Here is an 18739-nt window from a genome sequence, read left to right as displayed (position 1 = left end):
GGCCGCGCGAGATCGCTGGTAGGTTGGACTGCCGCGCTGCCGGGCGACGAGGGACGACGAGGACGTCGGCCGCGCCGCACGCGCGTCCCATGCCGACAGATCGAGGGACGACCGGGAGGACCGGCCGATCCGTCACTCCCGCGAAGGACATCTGAGCAGGTGCCGACCTCCGAACCCGCCACGGGCGAAACGCCGCTCGAGCACGAGCGCGCCTATGTCGCGATGCTCTACGAGCGGCTCGACGAGCGCCGCCGGGACACCGCGCGCCGGCTGGCCGACGTGCTGCACGGCGAGACCGTGGGCACACCGCAGGCCCTGACCGAGCGCGACGCGGCCGCCGCGATGTACACCGACCGGCTCGCCGCGCTGCGGGCCGCCGAGCACGGCCTGGCGTTCGGCCGGCTCGACGCGGAGACCGGCGAGGTGCGCTACATCGGCCGGCTCGGCCTCCTCGACGAGGAGCACGACTACGAGCCGCTGCTCATGGACTGGCGCGCCCCCGCGGCGCAGCCCTTCTACACCGCCACCGCGGCCAACCCCGAGGGCATGCGGCGCCGCCGGCACCTGCGTACCCGCGGCCGCTCGGTCGTCGCCGTCGACGACGAGGTGCTCGACCTCGCCGACGCCGCCGCCGGCGGCAGCGGATCGGGCCTGACCAGCGAGGCCGCCCTGATGGGTGCCTTGGTCGAGCCCCGTACGGGCCGCATGAGCGACATCGTGGCCACGATCCAGGCAGAACAAGATCGAATCATCCGGTCCAAGCCGTCGGGTGTGCTGGTGGTGCAGGGCGGGCCGGGTACCGGGAAGACCGCGGTCGCGCTGCACCGGGCGGCCTACCTGCTCTACACGCACCGGGACCGGCTGGCCCGCCGCGGCGTGCTGGTGATCGGGCCGAACCCGACCTTCCTGCGCTACATCGGCCAGGTCCTGCCGTCGCTGGGCGAGACCTCGGTCGTGCTCGCCACCCCCGCCGAGCTGTTCCCGGGCCTGCACGCCCGCCGGCACGAGGACACGCGCACCGCGGAGGTGAAGGGCCGCGCCGACATGGCCGCGGTCGTCGCCGCGGCCGTCCGGGACCGACAGCAGCTGCCGCGCAAGCCGATCGAGCTCGTGGTCGAGCGGCAGGAGGTGCGCATCGACCGGGACCTGGTCAACGCGGCCCGCTCGCGCGCCCGACGCTCGCGCAAGCCGCACAACGAGGCCAAGCGGATTTTCCGCAACGAGGCGCTGCGGCTGCTCGCGCAGCAGGTGGCGCGGACCCTCGGCGGCCGGAACCTGCTCGGCAAGCTCGACGTCGAGGACATCCGCGACGAGCTCGCCGAGGACGCCGCCGTCGCCCGCGAGCTCGACGCGCTGTGGCCCACGCTCACCCCGGAGCAGCTGCTCACCGACCTGTTCGCCGACCGGCGCAAGCTCAACTCGATCGCCCGGCGGATCCCGGCCGAGGACCGGGCGCTGCTGGAGCGCCCCGCGCCCGGCGCGGACGTGCCGCCCGAGCTGCGCTGGACCCCGGCGGATGTCCCGCTGCTCGACGAGGCCGCCGAGCTCCTGGGCGACGACGGGTCCGCCGCCCGGGCCGCCGAGCAGGCCGCCCTGCGCGAGGAGGTCGAGTACGCCCAGGGCGTGCTCGACGTGCTGGACCTCGAGGAGGACCTGGACCCGGAGCTGTTGCGGGCCACGGACATCGTCGACGCCGACCGGCTGGCCGAGCGCATGCAGGTACGGACCTACGAGTCGACCGCCGACCGCGCCGCCGCGGACCGCGAGTGGACCTACGGGCACGTGATCGTCGACGAGGCGCAGGAGCTCTCGGCGATGGCGTGGCGGCTGGTGATGCGCCGGGTGCCCAGCCGCTCGATGACGATCGTGGGCGACGTGGCGCAGACCGGCGACATCGCCGGGACCTCCACCTGGGGACAGGTGCTCTCGCCGTTCGTGCAGAACCGGTGGAAGCTCGAGCAGCTCACGGTGAACTACCGGACGCCGGCCGAGATCGCCGACGTCGCCGACGACGTCCTGGCCGCGATCGACCCCGGCCTGACCCCGCCGACGTCCGTGCGCAGCACCGGCGTGCCGCCGCGGGCCGTGCCGGTGGCCGCGGGCTCGCTGGAGGGGAGCGACGAGGTGGTCGCCGGGATCGTCGCCGAGGAGCAGGGCGCGGTGGGCGAGGGTCGCACCGCGGTGCTGGTGCCGGCCGCGCGGCTCGCGCAGATGCGTGAGGCGGTGCTCGGCGACGCCGCGCCGGAGGACCCCGAGGACCTCGAGGCGCCGGTCGTCGTCCTCCCGGTCGGCGCGTCGAAGGGCCTGGAGTTCGACGCCGTGGTCCTCGTCGAGCCGGCCGAGGTGCTGGCCGAGAGCCCGCGCGGGATGAACGACCTCTACGTGGCGCTGACCCGCGCCACGCAGCGCCTCACGGTGGTGCACGCCGCCGACCTCCCGGAACCGCTCAAGCGCCTGCGCCGCGCCTGACGCCCGCGTCGGCAGCCGGGTTGTTCGGTTCGGCGGCGCAGCGCGAACGAGGACTCCCGGGCGTCGGCGTGCAGCAGGGTGATGTTCGGCCCGGAGTCCGCCGCGACGAGCGACCGAGCCGGCCGGCGCCCGCTGCTGGGCTCCGTCGAAACGTCCCGTCCCTGCTCGGCTCAGCCGGGGTCGAGGTCGAGCCCGTCGGCCGCGTTGTGCCGCCACTGGTCCACCGTGCGGATGTAGCGGAACAGCTCCTGCGAGCCCGGCGCCCAACGGCCCTGGGTGGCGATGTCGAGCAGCGACGCACCGGCGCGGTAGGACTCGGTGGCGAAGCCGGCCCGCAGCGAGTGGCAGGTGACCGGGTAGGGGAGCCCCGCCCGCTCCCCGGCCCGCGCGATCACGGCGGTGACGGCGTCGGGGGAGAGGGGCTCGTCGCGGACGGTGTCGTGCCGGTCGATGCGCCGGAAGGCCGGGCCGCCCGTGTGTCCGCCCGCGCGCAGCCACGCGAGCCAGGCCGAACGCGGGCACAGCAGCGGGTGGCGGCGCCGCGGCAGCGCGCTGCGCCCGGTCGTCTTGCCGACCCGGACGTCGAGGACCACGCCGTTCTGCTCGACGACCACGTCGGAGACGAGCAGGTGGGCCTGGTCGCTGGCCCGGGTCGCGCCGTAGAAGCCGAGTGTGAGCATGGCGCGGTCGCGCAGCCCGCGGCGCGAGTCGGGGCAGGCCTGCGACATGGCCAGCACCGCCGGCAGGTCGACGGCGTGGGCCTGGCCGCGGCCGCGGCGCTCGCCGCCTGCGGCGAGCCGCCTCTGGTAGATCGTGAGGGCCTCGCGGGCGGCCGCCGGGCCCCGCGGGTCGACGTCCGCGCCGAACTTGCGGAGCCCGTGCAGCGCACCGGCGAGCTTGCGGCGGATGGTGGCGGGTGCCGCCGGCGCTCCGGGCACCCGCCCGACCCGGGGCGCGCCCTGCTCGAGCCAGAGCACGAAGCCGACGAGGGCACCGCGGCCGCCGGAGAGCAGCGGGATGCCGGCCCAGCGGGTGTAGTCCTCCCAGGCCGCCCAGTCCCGGGCGTAGGCCTCGCGGGTGCTGGCGACGCGCTCGGCGTCGAGGTAGCGGTCGGCTGCCGCGTCGAGGGCCTCGACGCGCAGGCCGGCGTCCGAGGCCGGGTCACCGGGCAGCGGCCGGCGTCGCGGCGCGGACGCGGACCGGGGGGTCAGCGCGGAGCCGGTCACCGGCACGTCGCGTGGTCGGGTCCGGGATGCTCGGGGGGCGTGGTGACCGGGTCGTGCACGGGACCGAGCCTACGAGCCGGGCGGTCGACGTCGTCGGCGACGCGCCCGGCTTGGCGGCCGGCCCCGCGGGGGTGGGACCGGCCGTCGTCCGGGAGCCGGTTCGGCGCCGGATCAGCGCCGGTTCAGCGGCGCAGCATCCCGCGCCTCCGCCGGCCGTAGGCGCCCGAGGCGAGGCTGACGCCGATGGCCGCGACGACCACCTGGATGACCAGCAGGAGCCACGGGAACCCGCCGCCGGCGTTGTGGTAACCGAACAGGCCGGCCAGGTACGAGCCGACGAACGAGGCCACGATGCCGATCACGATGGTCAGCCAGATCGGGATGTGCTGGCGCCCGGGCACCACCAGGCGGCCCAGGGCTCCGATGACGAGGCCGACGACGATGGCCGAGATGATGCCGGTGACGGTCATGGCGTTCTCCTCCGCGTGAGGCCGTGACCCCGGTGTACCCCTTTCACAACATCGTTACCGGACTTCTCAGCAGGTCCACAGCGCGGGACCGAGAGCGTAGGGCTCCGCGCCCGGAGACCGGGAGGCTGACCCGCCGGCCGCTACCGGAGCCGAGCCGGGCACAACCAGGCCCGGCAGGACCCGTCAGAGGTCGAGGACCAGCCGGGCCGAGCAGGAGCGGGACACGCAGATCATCATCGCGTCGTTCTCGGCCTGCTCCTCGGCGGTGAGCACCGAGTCGCGGTGGTCCGGGACGCCCTCGAGCACCCCGGTCTCGCACGTCCCGCAGGTGCCCTCGCGGCACGACGAGAGGATCCCGACGCCGGCCTCCTCCACCACCTCGAGGATCGACCGGTCCGCCGGCACGGTCAGCGTGGTGCCGGTCTGCGCGAGCTCGACCTCGAAGGCCTCCCGCGGCCCGTCGTCCGCGCCGGCCTTGGGCGCGAACCGCTCCAGGTGCAGGGAACCGGCGGGCCAGGCGGCGCACCGCTCCTCGACGGCGGCCAGCAGCGGCTCGGGGCCGCAGCAGTAGACCGCCGTGTCCGCGGCCGGCTCGCCGAGCAGGGCGGCCAGGTCGAGCAGCCCCGTCTCGTCCTGCGGCCGGACGTCGACCCGGTCGGGGTACCGCTCCTCAAGCCGGTCGCGGAAGGCCATCGACGCGCGGCTGCGACCGCCGTAGACGAGCCGCCAGTCGGCGCCGGCGGCCTCGGCCGCGGCGACCATCGGCAGGATCGGCGTGATGCCGATGCCGCCGGCCAGGAACAGGTAGCGCGGGGCGTCGACGAGCGCGAAGTGGTTGCGCGGCCCGCGGACCCGCACGGTGTCGCCCTCGGCCAGCTCGTCGTGGACGTGGGCCGAGCCGCCGCGACCGGCAGGTTCGCGCAGCACGGCGACCTGCATCACGGAGCGCTCGGCCGGGTCGCCGCAGAGCGAGTACTGCCGGGTCAGGTCCCCGGTGAGCACCAGGTCGACGTGCGCCCCGGGCGCCCAGGCGGGCAGGTCGGCGCCGGCGGGGTCGCGCAGGGTCAGCTGCACGACGCCGTCGGCGAGGGTCTCCTTCTTCTCCAGGACGAGGTCGAGCTCGGGCTCGGTCGTCTCGCTCGGCATGGGTCTCCTCGGTGGCTCAGGCCGGCGCGGGTTCGCGGGCCGGGGCGGGTTCGGGCGAGGGGGCGGGAACGGCGGCGGGCTCGTGACCGTCCGGGTGGGCGAGCAGCCACTCCCACAGCTCCACCGGGTCCTCGAAGATCCGCTCGCTGCCGCAGTGGCAGACCGCGCGGAGCCGGTCGGTGCCGAGGACCCAGTGGATGCGGTAGACGCGGTCGCCGCCCAGGACGGGCGGGGCCTCCGGGATGCCGCCGCTCATCGGGCGGGGGCCGCCGGCGCGTTCCGCGGGGCCTGCCCGACCATCCGGGCGAGCATGCGGCGCGCGGCCAGGCCGCCGGTGTCGATGTTGATCGAGAGCTCCTGATAGCCCTCCGGCTCGCCCTGGATCACCTGCTCGAGCACGTCGAGGGCCTCGACGTCCTGCAGCACCACGGTCCGGTTGTTCTCGGCGAGGAAGGCCGAGACCTCCTCGTCGTCGAGCGCGAAGTCCCGGGCGACCATCCAGAAGTCGTGCGTGGAGTGCTCGGTCTCGGGGGTGATCGCGTAGACGACCTCGACGTGGAAGGCGTCGGGGTCGGTGCCGTCGGGGTTCGGGACGGAGCCGACGGGCGCGATCCGGCTGTGCAGCTTGTACAGGCACGGCGGGGTGTACTCGATGTCCTGCCAGCGGGCGATGCGCCCCTGCAGGCCGGTGGACCTCGCGTAGAAGGGCGGGCACTCCGCGTCGTCCATGTGCCGGGAGACGTAGACGATGCCGGCCTCGTCGTCGACCTCGGTGGAGATCGGGGTCGAGGCGACCTCGGGGGTGCCGATGTAGCCGCCGTGCAGGTAGGTCTCGTGCGACAGGTCGAGCAGGTTGTCGACCAGCAGCGAGAAGCGGGCCTGCAGCGGCTCCATCCCGCGGACCGTGGTGAAGGCCGGCGAGGCCAGGTAGGTCGCGCGGGGGATGCGGGTCGGGTCGGCCAGGGCGGGGTCGCCGATCCAGATCCAGACCAGCGAGTCGAGCTCGACGACCGGGTACGGGGTGAGCCGGGCGGTGCGCGGCACGCGGGTCTGGCCGGGCACGGCGACGCACTTGCCGTCGCCGCCGTAGGTGAAGCCGTGGTAGCCGCAGACGACCTTGTCGTCGACGAGACGGGACGGGGCCTGGGAGAGCGGGAAGCGGCGGTGCACGCAGCGGTCGGAGTTGGCGACGACCTCGCCGGACCCGGTGCGCCAGAACAGGATCGGCTCGTCGCAGATCGTGCGGGCGAACAGCTCGTGGCGGATCTCGGAGCCGTACGCGGCGACGTACCACTGGTTGCGGGGGATGGTGCTCATGAGGTGGCTCCCTCGGCTCGGACGGTGGTGGTGCCGGCGGCGCGCGATCCGGTGGTGTCCGCGGTGGTGCTGCGCAGCCGGAGGAGGAAGAGCAGGGCGGCGGTCGCGACGAACACCGCGCCGAAGGCGACGTAGAGCTGCTCGGGGGTCCAGCCGCCGTCGAGCAGCGTGCCGGCGAGCGTCGGGGCGAGGATCGCGCCGGCGCGACCGATGGCCAGTCCGGTGCCCACGCCCGTGGTGCGCACGGCCGGGTCGTAGACGGTCGGGGTGAGGGCGTAGAGGCCGGCGACACAGCCGTTGACGAACACGCCGATCACGGCGGCGATCGCGAAGGCCGCGGCCAGCGACGACGACGCGCCGATGAAGACCGCCAGCAGCACGCCCGTCGCGACCAGGTAGGTGGCAAGCACGGTGCGCAGGGCGAACTTCGCTGCCAGCAGGCCGAGCAGCGCGGCGCCGAAGATCCCGCCGACGTTGAGCAGGGTGCCGCCGGCGATCCCGGCGGTGGGGGAGAGGCCGGCCTCGACCAGCAGGGTCGGCGTCCAGCTCGTCACGAAGTAGAAGCCCGCCATGATGCAGAAGAAGACGACCCAGAGCACGAGCGTGGTGCGGCGCAGCCGCGGGGTGAGCAGCTCCTTGTAGCCGGCGCCGACGCCCCGGGGTGCCGCGGTCTGCTCGGGCAGGGCGACCAGCGGCTCGTGGCGCATCCGCGCGAGCAGGCCGTTGACCCGCTCCAGGGCGCGCGCCGGGCGGCGGACCAGGAGGAAGTCCAGCGACTCGGGCAGCCGCCACCAGACCAGCGGGATCGACGCGGCGGTCGCGAGGCCACCGGCGAGGAACACCGCCCGCCAGCCGAACTGGCCGATGAGCACGGCGGCGAGCAGGCCGCCGAGGGTGGCGCCGAGCGCGTAGCCCGTCGAGTTCAGGCTGACCGCGAGGCCGCGCCAGCGGGTCGAGGCGTACTCGGCGGCGATGACGTTGCTGGTGGCGAGGATGCTGCCGATGCCCAGGCCGGTCACCGCGCGGAGCACGCCGAGCTGGGCCGGGGACTGGCTGGCCGCCGACAGCAGCATCGCGGCGGCCGCGACGGCGAGGCAGCCGAGCACGATCGGGCGCCGGCCGAGCCGGTCCGCCCACGGGGCCACGACCATCGAGCCGACGGCCATACCGATCAGGCCGGCGGAGAGCAGCAGGCCGAGCTGGGCACCGTTGAGACCCCAGTCGGCGGCGACGGACTTGCCCGTGAAGGCCATGACCAGCACGTCGAAGCCGTCGAGCATGTTCAGCAGCACGCACACCACGACGGCGCCCCACTGGAAACGGGACATCGGCCGCTCGTCGATCAGCTCCCGGACCGTGGCGCTCATCGGCGCCGGCCCGCGGGATCGCGAGGGGTGGGAGGACGCATGGCAGCACTCCGTTGTCGTCTGCGCCGGGCCCGCCGTGCGTCGGTGGTGACCGGGGCGGGCGCCGCCCGGGTCTGGTCCCGGTGCGGTGTCCGAGAGCATGCGTTCGGCGACCGGCGGCGCCGAACCCGACTTCCGGGAAATGGAAGGATTTGTGCGGTGTCGGGCGTCCTCAGCCCGCGCGGTAGCCCTCGGCGAGCGCCCGGCTGATCGCGCGGGCGCTCGTCCGCACGAGCGGGCTGAGCGTGTGCGGTGAGGCGGTGCCGTGCCGGACCACCAGCGAGACGGCCGCGACGACCTGCCCGCGCTCGTCCTGGATCGGCGCGCCGACGGAGAGCGCGTCCATCGTCACCTGGCGGTCGCTGATCGAGAACCCGTTCACGCGGACGTCGGCGAGCATGCGGCGCAGCCGGTCGGCGTCGGTGACCGTGCGCTCGGTGAACCGCTCGAGGCGGCTGCCGAGGACGTCCTCCTGCACCTCGGTGGGGGCGTGCGCGAGCAGCACGAGCCCGACCCCGGTGGCGGTGAGGGCGAACCGCCCGCCCACGCGCGTCAGCACCGGGACCGCGCCGGAGCCGCCGATCCGCTCGACGAACACGACCTCGGTGCCCTCGCGGACCGCGAGCTGGACGTTCTCCCGGGTGATCTGGGAGAGGTCCTCCAGGAACGGCAGGGCGCGTTCGCGCAGACCCTGGCCGCGCGGGGCGAGGGCGCCGAGCTCCCACAGCCGCAGCCCGACGCGGTAGGAGCCGGTGTCGTCGCGTTCCAGGGCGCCCCACTCGACGAGCTCGCCGAGCAGCCGGTGCGCGGTCGACAGCGGCATCCCCGTGTGCCGGGCGAGCTGGCTCAGCGTCATCGCCGGGCGGGTCGGACCGAAGGCGGCGAGCAGCGCGAGCCCCCGGGTCAGCACCGGGCCCGTCGGGCCCGTCGGTCGCCCCCGACCCGCCATGTCCGCTCCCGCTCGTCCGTCTGCCGCGCCCGGATGCCCGGTGTGTGCTTGTCTACCGCAGCGGGGTCCGACCGGTTCGGTCGCGGCGTCCCGGGCTACCGCCCGCGGCACCGGTGCTCCGCCCGGGCGGCGGGGAGGTCGCGATGACCGGCATGTACGACGTCGCCGTGGTCGGGGCGGGACCTGCGGGGAGCGCGGCCGCGCTGCGGGTGCTCCAGCTCCGGCCCGACGCCCGTGTCCTGCTGCTCGACGCGGCCCGGTTCCCGCGGGACAAGACGTGCGGCGACGGCGTCGCCGCCGGGGTCTTCGACCTCCTCGCCGCGCTCGGCGTGCCCGACCTCGCCGGCCTCGGCGCCTCCGTGCCGCGGCTGCACGTCCGCTCGTCGCGCGGGGCCGTCGCCGACCGGCGCTGCGCCCGCCCGAACCGCGTCGTGCCCCGGGCCGTGCTCGACGACGCCCTGGTCACGGCGTGCGTCGAGCGCGGGGCCCGGCTGCGGCGGCAGCGCGTGCGCCGCGTCGACGCCCACCCCGACCACGTCGTGCTCGACGGCGACACGGCCGCCCGCACGGTGATCGGCGCGGACGGCGCCAACTCCGTCGTCCGCCGCAGCCTCGGGATCGGGTCCCGGCCCCGCGAGCTGGCCGTGGCGGTCCGGGGCTACAGCCCGCACACCCCCGCGACCCCCGGGGCGTTGCACATCGCGTTCGCGGAGGGCCGCCGGCCCGCCTACGCGTGGTCCTTCCCGCTCGCCGACGGCGGGGCGAACGTCGGGTACGGGATCTTCGACGGCACCGTGCCGACCAGCCGCGACGAGCTCCTCGCCGGCCTCGACGCACAGCTGCCGGGCCTGGAGCTCGATCCGGCGACCGTCCGGGGCCACCGCCTGCCGCTGTCGACCGGCGGCCGCACGCAGCCCGACGGGCGGGTGCTCCTCGCCGGCGATGCGGCGGCGCTCGTCAACCCCCTCACCGGCGAGGGCATCTTCGACGCCGTGGCCTCCGGGGTGCTCGCCGGCCAGGCCGCGTTGTGCGGGGCGGCGGCCGGAGCGGTCCACCGCGCGAGCCTGCGCCGTTGCTTCGGCCGGCACCACCGGCACACCGCGGCGCTGGCCCGTCTCATGCGCAGCCCCCGGTTCGTCCACGCCGCCGTGCTCGCCGCGGCGCGGGACCGCGCGGTGTTCGACGACGTCGTCGAGGTCGGCCTGGGACGAGGCGCCGCAAACGCCCGCACCCTTGCCACGATCGGCGCCCTCTTCGTCCGGCCGGGGACGGGGCGGCGCGCGGGCGTGCCCACAGGGCCGCTCCTCGCCCCGGCGACCTCCTGAGGAGCAGCCGTCGGGGCCTCGTGACGGCGCGGCCGCCCGACCCCGTGGTCGAGACGCGCCGTTGCGTCCCCCGGGGGACGAACGGCCGCGCCGCTGCGGGTTCCGAACGAAGGGTGAGGACCCGCAGCCCGGAGGTTCCCGGGCACGCCGCCCCGCCGAACACCGTGTCCAGGTTGGGCAGCGCGATGTCGAGGTTTTCGCGGCGCCGAACACCCGGTGACCAGGATCGGCCACGCCAGGTGACGACGCCGCACCCCCGAGCACGCGCCTCCTGCCCCTGCTCGCGGTGGTCGCCCCCGGCCTCGCCCCGAGGGCACCGTCTCGACTCCTCACCCGTGGCGGGTGATGAGGCCCGTTCGGCGCGCAGAGTCGAATGCCCCATGGGCACGGAAGACTCCCCGAATCGCTGGGCCCTCCGCGGTGATCCGGCCCTGCTCGAGGAAGCGGCGACGACACTGCGCGGCTCGCGGCCCGAGCAGATCTTCGGCGCGCGCTTCCCGGGCGAGTACGTCCTGTCCGCGATCGCCCGGCTGCTCGAGAGCCTCGCCGGTGAGATCCGCCAGAGGGACGACGTGCTCACGCACGGCGTGGTGTCGGCGGCCGCCGATCTGTCGGGGCACGTGCTGCGCTACCTCCCCGAGCTCGAGGCCGCGACGACCGGGCGTGACCACGCCGGCGCACGCGCCGACCCGACGGACACGAACCCGCCGACCCCCTGACCGATCCCCGTGGCTCTGCGGGGAGCGGGCCTCCTCCCGCTCAGCACGCGCTCACAACGGATACCGGGAAAGGAACACCATGAGTGGCCGTCCGAACATCGTCCTCGTCCATGGTGCGTGGGCCGACGGCTCCTGCTGGAGCGCGGTCGTCGAGCGCCTGCAAGCCGAGGGCTACACCGTCACCGCGCCCCAGTTCCCGGAGACCTCCCTGGCGGCCGACGTCGCCCGGCTCCGCCAGGTGCTGGCCCGCCAGGACGGTCCGACCGTCGTCGCCGGCCACTCCTACGGCGGGCAGATCGTCACCGCGCTGGGTACGGACGCCCCGAACGTCGTCGGCCTGGTCTACATCGCGGCGTTCGGGCTGGACGAGGGCGAATCGATCGGCAAGCTGCTCGCGCAGGGCCCCCCGGGTCCGGCGCTGGCGCACCTGCAGGTCGACGAGCAGGGCTTCGCCTGGCTCCCCGAGGACGACTTCGTCAACCACTTCGCCGCCGACGTCGACCCGACGAAGGCCCGCGTCATGTACGCGGTGCAGCAGCCGCTGTCCTGGTCGGCGGTCGAGGAGGTCATGGGCGTGCCGGCCTGGCGGACGCTCCCGTCGTGGTTCCTGGTCGCCGACGGCGACCAGGCCATCCCGCCCGAGGCCCAGCGTCAGTTCGCCGCCCGCATGAACGCCACGACCGTCGAGGTCGCGACGAACCACGTCGCGATGGTCTCCCACCCCGACGACGTGCTCCGGTTCATCCTGACCGCTGTCGAGGCCCTCCGGACCACCGCGTGAGGCCCTGACGAGGAGGACGCAGTGCGGATCCCGCCGGGCGGCCGGCGGGGCGGCGGGGTCGAGCGAGTCGCACCGCTGCGTGGTCCTGAGCGGGTCGCCTGAGCCGGACGCGGCGGTGAACCTCGCCGAGTTGCACGACGTCGAGCCGGCTACCTGGCCAGGTAGGTCCAGCTCCCTGTCCGGGGCAGGGCCGTGCGGGGCGGGGCTACGTGCTCACGCGCCTACGAGTGCGATCTCGGTGGTGGACACGTCGAGGCGATTGGCGGCGCACAACCCGCGTGGTGTCGTCCTTCCGGTCCTGAGGTCGGGCCGGCGGGGTCATCGACCTGACCTTCGTCCCGACCTGGGCGGGGGTGCCTCCGTGAGCGTCATCGTCGACGCGTTCTCTCGCACGATCGTCCGGTGACGGGTCGTGCACGTGCGCACCACCATGATCTTCGACGCCATCGAGATGGCCCGCTGATCGCGCCGGGCCTCCACCAGACCCGGGGCGAGTCGGATCACCGGACGATGTTCAGCGGCCGTCGCTCGTCGGAGCCGGCTCCTCGACAGCAACGGGAGGGGCCGGATCGCTGCCCCGACGGCTGGCCGACTCCTCGGCCCCCCGTCGAGGGGATGGGGCCAGACCCCGTACGAGCGCTGCGAGTCCGATCTCGAATTCGTGGTCGGGCCCCAGCTCGGCGACCGTCTCGGCGATGCGGGCGAACCGGTCGGCTCCGGGGAGCTCGTCCTCGCCGGGAACGAGGATGGCGGTCCCGTCGCGGGCGGACTGCTGCTCGAGCGTCGACCCGATCGTGTAGCGGGACACGGCGATGGCGGCAAGCACCGCGTCCGGCCCGCTGAAGCCGTGGCCCTCGAGGAAGCTCACCTGGGCGAGCGAGTTGGCGGGGTTGGGTGCCCGCGCTCCGGCCGTGGCGATCAGTCTGGCTCCGTCGCGGACGGCAAGCATCGCGCGTCGCATGCTGCGGGCGTTACGCAGCAGGAAGCTGTCCCAGTTCTCCCCGGCCTTCGGGAGACGTTCGGTGTGCCAGCGGTCGAGCACCTCGGCTGCCACGGCGGCCAGGAGCTCGGCCATGTCACGAAAGTGGTGGTAGAGCGCCGGCTGTCGTACTCCGAGCCGAGCGGCGACGGCGTGGCTCGAGAGTCTGTCGAGTCCGCGCTCGTCAAGGGCCTCGAGGGTGGCCGCGACGATCGCCTGCCGGTCGAGCCTCGGGCGTCCTCGTGACATGGCGTGACTGTACTGACGGATCGAGGCTCCCGCGCTCCCAGCTTATCGGTGATAAGTTGCCGTGACGGACGGACGGCACCTCAGGGGGAGAACATGGCTGCACAGGACGCCTGGAGCGGAACGGTCGTGCGGAAGACCCGCGCCCTGCTCGACGGCTCGAATCTCTACCGACGGGTGGAGGTGCGACTGGAGGACGGGACGACGGCCCGAGTCCGGGTGCGTCGCGCCGTGTGGAAGGACCTGCAGGTGGGCGACCGGCTCGTGAAAGAGGCCGGCGCCGACCCGCACCGCGGCTGATCCCTGATGGCGACCGACTCCCACGGAAGCGCCGCGGCACGACCGGTTGACCCCGGGCGACGCCACCGTCGCGCGGCCTGGACGCTTGTCGTCCTGGCCCCGCTCGTGTCGGAGCTCGCGCTGGGCTCGACACCGGTCAGAATGGCCTGGCTGATCCTGCTGTGGATGCCGATCTACGGGGCCGGGGCCCTCCTGATCCGGGAGGTCGTCCTGCGGCGCGGCCGCGGCTGGCCGAGCATCCTGCTGCTGGCGATCGCCTACGAGATCGTCGAGGACGGGATCGGGTTGCAGGCGCTGAGCAGCCCACGGCTGTACGACGCCGCCTCGTGGGGAGCGCGCATCCTCGGGATCAACGCTCCCTACTGGGAGGCGAACGCGCTGTATCACGCAGTGTTCACCGTCTCCGTCCCGATCGCTCTCACCGATCTCTTGTTCCCCGCGCACCGCGCTCGCCCGTACCTGGGCCGCACGGGCACCGCGGTCGCCGCGGTGATGGCGGTGCTCGGCGTCGCCGTGCTGCGCCTGACGGTCCCGCCGTCGCAGGACCCCGGCTATCAGGCGCCGCTTCCGGTCGTCCTCGGCTGCCTGGTGCTGGTGCTCGCGCTCGTGGCGCTCGCGCTGAGGGTGTTGCCGCCCACCCACACGGCGCCGGCCAAACCCGCGGCACCGCCCCGGCTCGTCGTCCTCTACGGCGCGTCCGCGACCGCGACGCTGGTCTTCTTCGGGCTGTCGTTCCCGGTGTTCGGGCAGCAGCAACCGGCGTTCACCCACGGGCTTGCCGTGCTCGTCCCGATGGGCGTGACCGCGGTGACCGCCATCGCCTGCTACCGCTTCCTGAGCAGGGCAGCAGCCCGGCCGGCGTGGACACAGCGGCACACGCTGGCCGTCGTCGGCGGCGCGCTCGTGGCCCACAGCGTCGGGGGGCTGGTCATCATGGCGCGCACAGCCGTGGACCGGGTCGGCCTGGTCGCGATCATCGGGCTGACCGTGCTGGGGCTCGTGGTCCTCGACCGGCGGCTCCGCACGGCGGACATCACCGGGGGCGGTGGGCCCGCACCGCTTGGCATCCACGCCCTCCGCTCCCGACCGGAGTGAAGGTCACGCCCGCGACCGATCACCGTGTGGATGCGTTCGCACCGGCGCCGGCGCGGTCCGCGTGTCTGCGCGCCCGTGCACCATCTTCTCGTTCTGCATGGAGGGTCGCGGCCACCGCTCGGCCATGTGGCCCACAGGGCGCTGCCGGGCACGATGATTGACGTGCGGCGCTCGATGACTGCTGGTGCGGCGACCAGCCTGACCAGGCCGAGCACGTCGACGAGCACGTGGCCGACGAGCCTGCCCACTCCCGACGACGGGCCCGACGACGACCCCAAGCAGCCTGGGAAGACCCTTGGCCATCAGCCTGCTGGGGACCCCCGCCGAGCTCGGCGTCGCCGTCCGAACCGGGGTCTGCTGCGGGAGGGTCAGGCCGTGGTCGCGTTCGTGGCGCGGCGCGGCGCTGGCGGCATACGACGGCCGTGCGCCGGGATCGACACGCTCTGCTGCTCAGTGCTCGCGGGCGCAGTCGTGCGCGGTCTCGGATTGGCGTAGACCTCCACCGAGCGCCCGTCGCTGATGGCGAACCCGCCGGGCCCCGTCACCGGTGCCCCGGCGGCTCGCGCCCTCAGCTCTTGGCGGCGACGATCCTTTCGACCGCCCGGGGGGCCGTGCGCTGGAAGTCGTTGAGCCGCACCCAGGTCGGCGTGACGACGACGCGGGCCATCGAGTCGTAGAGCCCGCGCACCTGGGCGTCGAAGGCCTCGTGCTGCTCAGCCGGAACGGTGCGGTGCGAAGCCTGCAGGTACTCCTCCGGCACGCCGTCGACGACCTCGACGTGCGCGGTGCCGCGCACCAGGAGGCAGCACAGCGGCTGCGGGACGTCGATCGTGATCGCCACTCGCGGGTCGCGCTGCAGCGCGGGCACCTTGTCCGAGGAGGTGACGGTGCAGAAGACGAAGGTCTCGGCGCGCAGCAGGTAGGCGAGCGGAACGACCCTCGGCGCCCCGTCCAGCCCGGTGTACCCGATCCGCATCAGCGGCGACCGCTCGACCAGCTCGAGGGTGACGGGGTCGGTAAGGATCTCGGTGATCCGGGTGGCGTCCATGTCAGCACTCCGTCCTGCGTGGGCACATCTCACCGGAGAGGACCGGATCTTCGCCCGGAACTCATCGCGGCGTGCTTCGAGGCGGAGTTGATCAGACGGCGGATCACGGTCAGCGCGGCGGCGAGGTAGAGGTAGAACTCGACGACATCGCGCGTTCGTCGGTGCCGCCGCACAGCCTGCCGTCGCCGTTCATCCACGAGTGCAGGCGCTCGACCGGCCACCGTCTGCCGGCCTGGATCGCGCTCTGAGCTGAGACATGCTGGCAAGCCCCCCGCGCGGGTGCCAGCTTCGCTGAGACAGGGCACCCACTTTTTCGGGGCGCTCGGGCCACAGGCCGGCGTCCGACCCAGGAGAAGAGGTGTTCTCCTTGGTTGAGTATGCTGCGAACTACAGAACTGTAGTTCTCCTATATGAATTAGAACTATGTAGTTTCAGGAGGCACGCGTGGAGGAGCCGGCGATGGCACGGCGACCTGCGGAAACGGCGGCGGCGCGCGCCGGGACGCCCGGGGAGATCGGAGGGGAGCCCCGCCGGTGCGCGTTCCGGCGCTGCCGGGAACCGCTGCCCGTGCTGGCGGGGCGGGGCAACCGGCCGCGCTACTGCCAGGACGGCCGGACCTGGGGGACGAAGGGGTTGAGCTGCAAGGACGCCGAAGCGGCGTTCGTCGCGGTCGAGTCGTTGCGCGAGGAGGGGGACACGGCGGGGGCGGTCACCGCCGTCGACGACCTCGGAGCCCGGCTCGCCGCCGCGAGCGGCCCGCTCACCGCGGTGCTCGACGGCGTCGCGGTGCTGCGCGCGCAGCTCGACGACGAGGTCCGCGAGGCATTGGCGGCGCGGGACGCGGCGCTGGCGCGGGCGGCGGAGGACCACGGCGCGCGGCTGGCCGCGGAGGAGCGCGGGGCCCGGGCCGAGGCGAAGCAGGCGGAGGCGGACACGCGGGCCGCCGAGGCGGTGGAGCTGCGGGCGGAGGCCGACCGGGCCCGCACGCGGGCAGAGCAGGCGGCGGCCGCCGCGGAGCGGGACAAACTGCGCGCCGAGGGCCGATCCGTCGCCCTGGAGGACCGGGCGGTGCGGGCCGAGGAGCTCGCCGAGGCCGCGGCCGCCCAGACCGCGCAGCTGCGCGACGAGCTGGCCGCCCTGCGCGCCACCCTCGCGGCCCGCGACGCCGACCTCGACGCCGAACGGCGCCGCGCGCGCGAAGCGGCGCAGACCCACCGGGCGGAACTCGAGGCGGAGCGGGAACGCAGTCGCGCCGCCGCCGAGGAGTACCGGGCGGAGCTCGACGCCGAACGCCGGCGGTCCCGGGACGCCGCCGCCACCCATCGCGCCGAGCTGGACAGCGCGCTGGCCGGGCTGCGCGAGGAGCACGCCGCCCAGGTGGCGGCCCTCCGCACAGGCGCCTCCGAGGCGCAGGATCGGCTGCGGGCGGAGCACGCCACGGCGCTGGACCGGCGTACCGCCGAGCACGCTCGGGAGGTCGCCGACCTGCACCGTCGGCTCGGTGCGGCCGAACACGAGCTGGCGCTGCTCCGCACCGGACCTGCTGACGGCGCCGCCACCGGCAGCAGCGCCTCGGGCGGCGGCGGCGCGGCGGAGGCGACCTCGGACGGGTGACGTGCGGGGACGGCCTGCGCCCGCCGAGGGCTACCGCTCGAGCCCGCCGGTCCGCAGGCCGGCCCGCAACGCCTTCTTGTCGATCTTGCCGACGGCCGTCGTCGGCAGGGCCTCGACCAGGTGGACGGACTTCGGCGTCTGCACCGCGCCCTTGAGGGCCCGCACGTGCGCGGCCAGCTCCTCGGCGGTCGCCCGCGCGCCGGGCCGCAGCACGACCGCGGCGGTCACGGCCTCGCCCCACTTCTCGTCCGGCAGCCCGAACACCGCGGCCATCGCGACGGCGTCGTGGCTGGTCAACGCGTCCTCCACCTCACGCGGGAACACGTTGAAGCCGCCACTGATGATCATGTCCTTGGTGCGGTCGACGATCGTGAGGTAACCCCGGTCGTCGCGCCGGGCGACGTCGCCGGTGTGCAGCCAGCCGTGCGCGAAGGCCTGCGCGGTGAGGTCGGGCTTGCGCCAGTACTCCTCCATCGTGCCGGGGCCCCGCACGCAGATCTCGCCCGGCTCGCCGGGCTCGACGGGGTTGCCCTCCGGGTCGAGGAGCGTGACGTCGACGGTGCTGATCGGCACCCCGCACGACCCGTCGAGGGTCGGGTCGGCGTGCTCGGCCCGGCGCAGAACGCTGATCGGGTAGCACTCGGTCTGCCCGTAGAGCTGCGAGAACACCGGCCCGATCCGCTCCAGGCCCTCCGCCAGCCGCGTCGGCGACATGGGGGAGGCGCCGTAGAGCAGCAGCTCCAGCGAGCCGAGGTCGGTGCGGTCGAGGGCGGGGTGGTCGAGCAGTGCGTAGATCATCGTCGGCACGGCCAGGGTCATCGTGATCCGCTCGCGTTCGATCGTCTCCAGGACGCGGCCCGGATCGAAGCCGTCCTGCAGGTGCACGGTGCCGCCGCGCTGCAGGACCGGGACGACCTTGGTGCCCGCGACGTGCGTGATCGGTGCGACGGCGAGGTACCGGGCGTCGAAGGGGATCTCGAAGTCGGTGAGGGTGCCGACGGACATGATGTGCGTGACGGCCGGGTGCCGGCGCATCACGCCCTTGGGCCGGCCCGTGGTGCCGCCGGTGTAGTTGACCAGCGCGATGTCGTCGACGTGCGCGACGTCGTGCGCGCTCGCGGTGCCGCCCGCGGCCGCCTCGGCGAGCAGGTCCGGGCCGAAGTCCGACGGGCCGAGGCCGAGCACCGGCACGTCGCCGGAGCCCCCGGCCAGCTCCGCCCCGCGGGCGCCGTGCCGGTGGGCGTCGACCAGGCAGCCGGCCGCGCCGAGGTCGGCGAGCTGGTAGAGCTGGTCCTCCACCGAGCCCAGCGGGTGCAGCCACGAGGTGGCCATGCCGGCGGCCTGCACCGCGATGCCCGCGCACCAGGCCTCCGGACTGTTGCCGGCCAGGAGCCCGATCCGGTCGCCGCGGCGGAACCCGCGCTCCGCGAGCACCCGTTGGATCCGTCCGACGAGGTCGGTCACGGCGGCGTAGGTGAGCGTTCCGGCGTCCGACGCGAACGCGACCCGGTCCGGGTAGCGACGCAACGCACGCAGCACCAGCGTCCCGACGGTGGTGCCCGCCCACAGGGGCGGGGTGCCGGTGGCGGCGGTGGTGCTCCGGATCTCCGTGCTCATGGGGGCTCCCTCGGTGCGGCGGTGGACGTCAG

At 74.5% G+C, this 18739-nt stretch carries 17 protein-coding genes and 1 pseudogene; 7 read left to right on the top strand and 11 right to left on the bottom strand.

Features of this window, described 5'->3' with window-relative positions; translation table 11 throughout:
- Positions 1 to 159: 159 nt before the first annotated feature.
- Complete coding sequence (locus LWC35_RS05135; protein WP_504938556.1) at positions 160 to 2469, top strand: HelD family protein; 2310 nt, start codon at positions 160 to 162, stop codon at positions 2467 to 2469.
- Positions 2470 to 2639: 170 nt separating this feature from the next.
- Here LWC35_RS05135 and LWC35_RS05130 read toward each other — a convergent pair whose 3' ends face one another.
- From LWC35_RS05130 to LWC35_RS05100, 7 genes are all read right to left on the bottom strand, one after another.
- The gene (locus LWC35_RS05130) at positions 2640 to 3695 is read right to left on the bottom strand and encodes a tyrosine-type recombinase/integrase (protein ID WP_232868704.1); all 1056 of its coding nucleotides are present in this window, start codon (positions 3693 to 3695) and stop codon (positions 2640 to 2642) included.
- A 182-nt stretch (positions 3696 to 3877) separates the two neighbouring features.
- A complete protein-coding gene (locus LWC35_RS05125; protein ID WP_232868703.1) occupies positions 3878 to 4165 on the bottom strand; it encodes a GlsB/YeaQ/YmgE family stress response membrane protein in 288 nt (95 codons plus the stop codon).
- 183 nt (positions 4166 to 4348) lie between these two features.
- Entirely contained in the window at positions 4349 to 5311 is a 963-nt protein-coding gene (locus tag LWC35_RS05120) for a PDR/VanB family oxidoreductase (RefSeq protein ID WP_232868702.1), read from the bottom strand.
- Between the two features lie 16 nt (positions 5312 to 5327).
- Positions 5328 to 5567 (bottom strand): hypothetical protein, encoded by a 240-nt coding sequence (locus LWC35_RS05115; RefSeq protein ID WP_232868701.1) that lies wholly within the window; start codon positions 5565 to 5567, stop codon positions 5328 to 5330.
- The gene (locus LWC35_RS05110; RefSeq protein WP_232868700.1) at positions 5564 to 6628 is read right to left on the bottom strand and encodes a Rieske 2Fe-2S domain-containing protein; all 1065 of its coding nucleotides are present in this window, start codon (positions 6626 to 6628) and stop codon (positions 5564 to 5566) included. Before LWC35_RS05110 ends, LWC35_RS05115 begins: the two co-directional genes overlap by 4 nt.
- On the bottom strand, positions 6625 to 7995 hold the full coding sequence (locus LWC35_RS05105; RefSeq protein ID WP_232868699.1) for an MFS transporter: 1371 nt from the start codon (positions 7993 to 7995) through the stop codon (positions 6625 to 6627). The genes LWC35_RS05110 and LWC35_RS05105 overlap by 4 nt, the downstream gene beginning before the upstream one ends.
- A 211-nt stretch (positions 7996 to 8206) precedes the next feature.
- Complete coding sequence (locus LWC35_RS05100; protein ID WP_232868698.1) at positions 8207 to 8983, bottom strand: IclR family transcriptional regulator; 777 nt, start codon at positions 8981 to 8983, stop codon at positions 8207 to 8209.
- A 143-nt stretch (positions 8984 to 9126) separates the two neighbouring features.
- On the opposite strand from LWC35_RS05100, the gene LWC35_RS05095 reads away from it, so the two are divergent.
- From LWC35_RS05095 to LWC35_RS05085, 3 genes are all read left to right on the top strand, one after another.
- Complete coding sequence (locus tag LWC35_RS05095) at positions 9127 to 10308, top strand: geranylgeranyl reductase family protein (RefSeq protein ID WP_232868697.1); 1182 nt, start codon at positions 9127 to 9129, stop codon at positions 10306 to 10308.
- Positions 10309 to 10688: 380 nt separating this feature from the next.
- Positions 10689 to 11027, top strand: coding sequence for a hypothetical protein (locus LWC35_RS05090; RefSeq protein ID WP_232868696.1), 339 nt, complete (start codon positions 10689 to 10691; stop codon positions 11025 to 11027).
- Between the two features lie 79 nt (positions 11028 to 11106).
- On the top strand, positions 11107 to 11808 hold the full coding sequence (locus LWC35_RS05085) for an alpha/beta fold hydrolase (RefSeq protein WP_232868695.1): 702 nt from the start codon (positions 11107 to 11109) through the stop codon (positions 11806 to 11808).
- Between the two features lie 514 nt (positions 11809 to 12322).
- Here LWC35_RS05085 and LWC35_RS05080 read toward each other — a convergent pair.
- Complete coding sequence (locus tag LWC35_RS05080) at positions 12323 to 13036, bottom strand: TetR/AcrR family transcriptional regulator C-terminal domain-containing protein (protein ID WP_232868694.1); 714 nt, start codon at positions 13034 to 13036, stop codon at positions 12323 to 12325.
- Between the two features lie 93 nt (positions 13037 to 13129).
- Between LWC35_RS05080 and LWC35_RS05075 the strand changes: the two genes are divergently transcribed.
- Positions 13130 to 13333, top strand: a complete 204-nt coding sequence (locus LWC35_RS05075) for a DUF7489 domain-containing protein (protein ID WP_232868693.1) — start codon at positions 13130 to 13132, stop codon at positions 13331 to 13333.
- 6 nt (positions 13334 to 13339) lie between these two features.
- Positions 13340 to 14428: an AF_0692 family protein gene (locus LWC35_RS05070; RefSeq protein WP_504938551.1), complete on the top strand. Its 1089-nt coding sequence runs from the start codon at positions 13340 to 13342 to the stop codon at positions 14426 to 14428.
- A 568-nt stretch (positions 14429 to 14996) separates the two neighbouring features.
- On the opposite strand, the gene LWC35_RS05065 is transcribed toward LWC35_RS05070, so the two are convergent.
- Both LWC35_RS05065 and LWC35_RS05060 read right to left on the bottom strand, forming a co-directional pair.
- Positions 14997 to 15476, bottom strand: coding sequence for a pyridoxamine 5'-phosphate oxidase family protein (locus LWC35_RS05065; protein WP_232868691.1), 480 nt, complete (start codon positions 15474 to 15476; stop codon positions 14997 to 14999).
- Positions 15477 to 15505: 29 nt separating this feature from the next.
- Positions 15506 to 15714: pseudogene (locus tag LWC35_RS05060) on the bottom strand (hypothetical protein); the annotation flags it as partial.
- A gap of 221 nt (positions 15715 to 15935) precedes the next feature.
- Here LWC35_RS05060 and LWC35_RS05055 point away from each other — a divergent pair.
- The gene (locus tag LWC35_RS05055; protein WP_232868690.1) at positions 15936 to 17090 is read left to right on the top strand and encodes a coiled-coil domain-containing protein; all 1155 of its coding nucleotides are present in this window, start codon (positions 15936 to 15938) and stop codon (positions 17088 to 17090) included.
- Positions 17091 to 17120: 30 nt separating this feature from the next.
- On the opposite strand, the gene LWC35_RS05050 is transcribed toward LWC35_RS05055, so the two are convergent.
- Positions 17121 to 18707, bottom strand: coding sequence for an AMP-binding protein (locus tag LWC35_RS05050; protein ID WP_232868689.1), 1587 nt, complete (start codon positions 18705 to 18707; stop codon positions 17121 to 17123).
- Between the last annotated feature and the right edge of the window lie 32 nt (positions 18708 to 18739).

It is taken from the genome of Pseudonocardia kujensis (assembly GCF_021283305.1).
In the GTDB taxonomy this organism is placed as follows: Bacteria; Actinomycetota; Actinomycetes; order Mycobacteriales; family Pseudonocardiaceae; genus Pseudonocardia; species Pseudonocardia kujensis.
This window is presented reverse-complemented; position numbering and strand designations above follow the sequence as displayed.

Bases quoted from the DNA above. Each gene is read 5' to 3' on its own strand.
- LWC35_RS05125 (WP_232868703.1), bottom strand. From the start codon at position 4,165: ATGACCGTCACCGGCATCATCTCGGCCATCGTCGTCGGCCTCGTCATC.
- LWC35_RS05120 (WP_232868702.1), bottom strand. From the start codon at position 5,311: ATGCCGAGCGAGACGACCGAGCCCGAGCTCGACCTCGTCCTGGAGAAG.
- LWC35_RS05115 (WP_232868701.1), bottom strand. From the start codon at position 5,567: ATGAGCGGCGGCATCCCGGAGGCCCCGCCCGTCCTGGGCGGCGACCGC.
- LWC35_RS05110 (WP_232868700.1), bottom strand. From the start codon at position 6,628: ATGAGCACCATCCCCCGCAACCAGTGGTACGTCGCCGCGTACGGCTCC.
- LWC35_RS05105 (WP_232868699.1), bottom strand. From the start codon at position 7,995: ATGAGCGCCACGGTCCGGGAGCTGATCGACGAGCGGCCGATGTCCCGT.
- LWC35_RS05100 (WP_232868698.1), bottom strand. From the start codon at position 8,983: ATGGCGGGTCGGGGGCGACCGACGGGCCCGACGGGCCCGGTGCTGACC.
- LWC35_RS05095 (WP_232868697.1), top strand. From the start codon at position 9,127: ATGACCGGCATGTACGACGTCGCCGTGGTCGGGGCGGGACCTGCGGGG.
- LWC35_RS05090 (WP_232868696.1), top strand. From the start codon at position 10,689: ATGGGCACGGAAGACTCCCCGAATCGCTGGGCCCTCCGCGGTGATCCG.
- LWC35_RS05085 (WP_232868695.1), top strand. From the start codon at position 11,107: ATGAGTGGCCGTCCGAACATCGTCCTCGTCCATGGTGCGTGGGCCGAC.
- LWC35_RS05080 (WP_232868694.1), bottom strand. From the start codon at position 13,036: ATGTCACGAGGACGCCCGAGGCTCGACCGGCAGGCGATCGTCGCGGCC.
- LWC35_RS05075 (WP_232868693.1), top strand. From the start codon at position 13,130: ATGGCTGCACAGGACGCCTGGAGCGGAACGGTCGTGCGGAAGACCCGC.
- LWC35_RS05070 (WP_504938551.1), top strand. From the start codon at position 13,340: ATGGCGACCGACTCCCACGGAAGCGCCGCGGCACGACCGGTTGACCCC.
- LWC35_RS05065 (WP_232868691.1), bottom strand. From the start codon at position 15,476: ATGGACGCCACCCGGATCACCGAGATCCTTACCGACCCCGTCACCCTC.
- LWC35_RS05055 (WP_232868690.1), top strand. From the start codon at position 15,936: ATGGCACGGCGACCTGCGGAAACGGCGGCGGCGCGCGCCGGGACGCCC.
- LWC35_RS05050 (WP_232868689.1), bottom strand. From the start codon at position 18,707: ATGAGCACGGAGATCCGGAGCACCACCGCCGCCACCGGCACCCCGCCC.